This is a genomic window from Longimicrobium sp. (genome assembly GCF_036387355.1).
Classification (GTDB): domain Bacteria; phylum Gemmatimonadota; class Gemmatimonadetes; order Longimicrobiales; family Longimicrobiaceae; genus Longimicrobium.
This window is the reverse complement of record NZ_DASVTX010000584.1, coordinates 1-3,889: the sequence shown is the minus strand read 5'-3', so window position 1 is coordinate 3,889 and position 3,889 is coordinate 1. Positions and strand designations below refer to the sequence as shown.

At 70.3% G+C, this 3,889-nt stretch carries 3 protein-coding genes; 1 reads left to right on the top strand and 2 read right to left on the bottom strand.

Annotated features, from left to right (window positions below; all coding sequences use genetic code 11):
* Nucleotides 1–1,851 (top strand): acetate--CoA ligase (gene acs, locus VF665_RS25410; protein ID WP_331056301.1); only part of this gene is annotated, 1,851 nt, incomplete at its 5' end.
* 84 nt (nucleotides 1,852–1,935) lie between these two features.
* On the opposite strand, the gene VF665_RS25405 is transcribed toward acs, so the two are convergent.
* Nucleotides 1,936–3,237, bottom strand: coding sequence for an Ig-like domain-containing protein (locus VF665_RS25405; RefSeq protein ID WP_331056300.1), 1,302 nt, complete (start codon nucleotides 3,235–3,237; stop codon nucleotides 1,936–1,938).
* Between the two features lie 405 nt (nucleotides 3,238–3,642).
* A partial coding sequence (locus VF665_RS25400; RefSeq protein ID WP_331056299.1) for a hypothetical protein occupies nucleotides 3,643–3,889 on the bottom strand: 247 nt, incomplete at its 5' end.

Here is a 3,889-nt window from a genome sequence, read left to right as displayed (position 1 = left end):
TGGTCCACGCCGTGGGAGCGGGTGCTGGAGTGGAACCCGCCGCAGGCGAAGTGGTTCGTAGGGGGCAGGCTGAACGCGGCGTACAACTGCCTGGACCGCCACCTGGACGGCCCGCGGCGCACCAAGACGGCGCTGCTGTGGGAGGGTGAGCCCGGCGACACGCGCTCGTTTACCTACGAAGAACTGCACCGCGAGGTCTCGCGCGCGGCCAGCGCGCTGCGGGCGCTGGGGATCGGCAAGGGCGACCGCGTGGCCATCTACCTGCCCATGATCCCCGAAGCCGCCATCGCCATGCTGGCCTGCGCGCGCATCGGCGCGGCGCACTCAGTGGTGTTCGGCGGCTTCAGCGCGGAATCTCTGCGCGACCGCATCCGCGACGCCCAGGCCCGGCTCCTGATCACCGCGGACGGCGGGTATCGCCGGGGCGGCATCGTTCCCCTGAAGCGCGCGGCCGACGAAGCGCTCACTGAGGAGGGCGGGTGCCCCAGCATCGAAAAGGTGCTGGTCATCCGGCGCCACGCGGACGGAGACGCGGTGGGCGGCGCGGCCATGGCGGAGGGGCGCGACCTGTGGTGGCACGAGGTGGTGGGGGCGGCATCCCCCGACTGCCCGGCGGAAGAGATGGACAGCGAGGACCTGCTGTACATCCTCTACACGTCCGGCACCACGGGCAAGCCCAAGGGGATCATGCACACCACGGGCGGATACCTGACGCAGGCGTACGCCACCACGCAGCTGGTGTTCGACCTGCGCGAGGACGACGTGTACTGGTGCACGGCCGACGTGGGATGGGTGACGGGGCACTCGTACCTGGTGTACGGCCCGCTGGCCAACGGCGCCACGGTGCTCATGTACGAGGGCGCGCCCGACACGCCCGACCGTGGCCGCTTCTGGAAGCTGGTGCAGGACTACGGGGTCACCATTCTGTACACCGCGCCGACGGCCATCCGCGCGTTCATGAAGTGGGGGACGGAGTGGGTGCGCAAGTACGACCTGTCGTCGCTGCGGCTGCTGGGGAGCGTGGGCGAGCCCATCAACCCCGAGGCATGGATGTGGTACCATGAGAACGTGGGCGGCGGGCGCTGCCCCATCGTGGACACGTGGTGGCAGACGGAAACGGGCGCCATCATGATCACGCCCCTGCCCGGAGTGACGGAAACGGTGCCGGGCTCGGCCACCACGCCGTTCCCCGGCATTCGCGCGGACATCGTATCGCTGAGCGGGGAAACGATCCCCACGGGCGGCGGCTTTCTGGCCATCCGCCGGCCCTGGCCCAGCATGCTGCGGGGCATCTGGGGCGATCCGGAGCGCTTTCTGGACACCTACTGGAGCAAGTGGCGCGGCGAGACGGTCGGTTCGGGCGATGACACGCAGCCGGGCGAGGGCGTCTACTTTCCGGGCGATGGCGCCAAGCGGGACGAGCGCGGCTACTTCTGGGTGATCGGGCGCATCGACGACGTGCTGAACGTGGCCGGGCACCGCATCGGGACCATGGAGGTGGAAAGCGCGCTGGTGGATCACCCCGCGGTGGCGGAAGCGGCGGTGGTGGGCAAGGCGCACGAGCTCAAGGGGCAGGCGGTGGCGGCGTTCGTGACGCTCAAGGAGGGGATGGAGCCCACGGACGAACTGAAGCGCGAGATCAGCGACCACGTGGTGCGCAAGATCGGCGCGATCGCGCGGCCCGATACCATCCTGTACACGGCGGACCTGCCCAAGACGCGCAGCGGCAAGATCATGCGGCGGCTGCTCAAGGACATCGCCGAGGGCCGCACGCTCGGCGACACGACGACGCTCGCGGACCCGTCCGTGGTCGCGCAGCTCAAGAACGACTACGAGAGCAAGGAAGGCTGACGACGGCCGCCACTTTCGGAACTGACGAACAGAAGCGCCCCGGCCAGTGCTGGCCGGGGCGCTTCGTTTTGATGATCAACCCGCTTACTGTGCGCGGAAGGTGAAGTCGCGGACGGTGCCGGTGCCACCAAGGGCCTGGCGGACGATCACCGTGCCCGCGCCGCCGGAACGCGCGGTGAAGGTATGTCCGGCGTGCATCGTCGACCGGAGGATGATCCCGTCCGCGCTGCGCTCGGCCGTGCCCTCGTCAAAGTACGCCTCACTGTCGCGCAGGGAGCCGTCGGGCATGAACGTGGCGCTGTAGAGCGCGATCTCGTAGTGCGCCGTCCCCGTCGCCGGGATGGCATCCGCCTGCAGGTAGCCGCCCTGCATGCGCACCGTCCCCGTCTGCCCGCCGGGCATGTCCCGCGTGTAGAGCGCGGCGGGGAGCGCCTGCCCATCCACCAGCGCCAGGTCATACACCACCGGGTCCGGCGGCGGGGGCGGATCGGCGGCCACCGACACCACGCCCTCGCCCGTCACGCCGGCGATGGTGGCGCGGATGGTGGCCGCGCCGAGCGCCACGGCGCGCACGCGCCCGTCCGCACCCACCGTCGCGACGGACGGATTGCTGCTCGTCCACACCGGCGCGGGCGCGTCCACCGGCTGGCCCGCGGCGGAGTACGGCTGCGCGGTGAAGCTCCATGCCTCGCCCACCTTGAGCTGCAGCTGCGCCGGCGTGACGAGCACCCGCGCCACCACGGGCGGCGCAGCGCTCACCTGCACCGGCACCTCGGCGATGCGCCCCAGCACCGTGGCGCGGATCGCCGCCTGTCCCACGCTCACCGCCGACACCCGCCCGTCCGCCGCCACCGTAGCGACCGCCGGGTTGGTGCTGGACCACTGCACCGGCAGCCCCGTCACCGGCGCACCGCCCGGCCCGTAGGCGTACGCGGCCAGCACGCCGTTCTCCCCCACCCGCAGCGCCAGCGTGCCCGGCGCGATCTCCACCCGCGCGACCCGTTCGGGGACTTCCACGCGCGTTTCGGCATAGCGGCCCTCGGCGGTGGCGCGGATCATTGCGACGCCGGCGGCGCGCGCCGTCACCTGCCCCGCCGCGCTCACCTCGGCCACGGCCGGGTCGCTGCTGCTCCACGACACCGCGCGGCCGGCGAGCTCGGTGCCGTCGGCGGCCAGCGTGCGCGCCCCGATCGCCCGCAGGTTGCCGATCTCCAGCGTCATGCCCTCGGGGTCCAGGGCCACGGAGGCGACCGGGGTGGGCACGGGCGGCTTCTGGCCCTCGCCGCCGCCGGCCGGGTTGTCGCCGCACGCCGCGGCGGCAAGAAGAAGCAGAACGGCGCCGCGGCGCCGGAAAGATGAAAGTCGGGTGTTCAGCTGAATGGTCATCGGTCGTGCCGTCGAACGTGATGGAACAGGAGCCTACGCCGTGCCCCTCCGGCGCTCGCTGCCGCCTCGGTGGGACGGCTCCCGGCAAGGCAACGCCCGGTCCGCACACGGCCGATCCATCCAAGCCGCTGCGACAGAATGAGATCGGCGCACCGCCGCGATTCCGTGGTCGTGCGCCTATGTCATCCACCGTGGACGGTCCTCAAACCCGCGCGAGACGGGCAGGTCGACAGGTCGCATGCTCGAGCGATGTGCATCGGTCAGGTGACCGAGGCCCGGGCGCCCTCCCTGAGCACGCCGGGGCGTGTAGCCGGTCGTAGACCATCAGAAAGATCTTGACTCTTACTGGTCGGCCTTACATCACTACTTCCGAGGCTGTGCCCCACGTACGGGCGAAGCGGAGCCTCATTCTCCATCGAAATCGACGGCGTTCATCTCTGCCACACTGAGTGAGTCAGATCCGAAACCTCTCATCTGCGACGGAGCATGACAAAATCCCGCTTGAGGTTCGCGTCCCTTCTGCTTCTTGTGATCGCCGCTCCGGCGCAACTCGCCGCACAGATGGATTTGATCGGGAACATCTTCAAGGATGCACATACGCTTACCCTGTACGGCCAGGGAGCCTACCTGCAGCACGGAGATGTACGGGGCG